Here is a 962-nt window from a genome sequence, read left to right on the forward strand (position 1 = left end):
AACTTATAGTGATAATAGCGATAATTCACCTAGTTTTTATAGTTCGCAAAATGGAACAAGCACTAATATAAATACATCGCAAAATTCAACTCATACTATAAGTGGAAGTAATAATACTCTTACTATAGGAAGTAGTGGAACTATACAAATAAGCTCTTCTGGTCCAGCCTTAAATTTTACAGGAGGTTCTTCAACTTCTACTTTTAAAAATGAAGGATTCTTATCAAGTAAAAGTGATGCAGCAGCCATAAAAATAGGAGAATCAAATAATTCAAGTGGTGCTACCATAGAAAGCTTTGAAAATAGTGGCACTATAGGAAATAATAATTCTAAATTTGGTATTAAAATTTGGAAAGATTCTACTATTAATAATTTTAATAATAGCGGGACTATTCAAAGTAGCAATAATGCAATTGATATTGAAAATAGTGTCAATATAAATACTTTTACCAATGAAAGTGGTGGAAGTATTATTGCTTCTAGTGCTAATGCTAATGCTATAAATTTTACACAAGGAAATTCCATTTCTACTTTTTTAAATAAAGGAACCCTTATAGGTGGAGGTAATACTGCTAGTGTTCAAGTAGGAAATAGCAGTAATGGTGGTGCTACCATAGAAACGTTTAATAATAGTGGCACTATAGGAAATGGTGTTTCTAAATTTGGTATCACAGTTTGGGGAACAATTGATAATAAATCTACAATCAATAATTTTAGCAATAGTGGAACTATTCATTCAAAAAATGAAGCTATTTATTTTAATAATACTGATATTCAAACTTTTACCAATAGTGGAACTATTAAAAGTAACAGCGGTTATGGAATTAATTTAACTAGTGGAACAACAATCAATAATTTTACCAATAGTGGAACTATTCAAGGTGGTGGAAATTATGGAATAGGTTTAGCTAGTGGAACAACAATCAATAATTTTACCAATAGTGGAACTATTCAAAGTAGTA

The 962-nt window shown here is 29.5% G+C and carries 1 pseudogene; it reads left to right on the forward strand.

Annotation, left to right across the window (positions count from 1 at the left end):
* A pseudogene (locus JG676_RS07690) lies at positions 1 to 962 on the forward strand (hypothetical protein); the annotation flags it as partial.

The sequence above is a fragment of the Campylobacter sp. 2018MI34 genome (assembly GCF_016598975.1).
Taxonomy (GTDB): Bacteria; Campylobacterota; Campylobacteria; order Campylobacterales; family Campylobacteraceae; genus Campylobacter_D.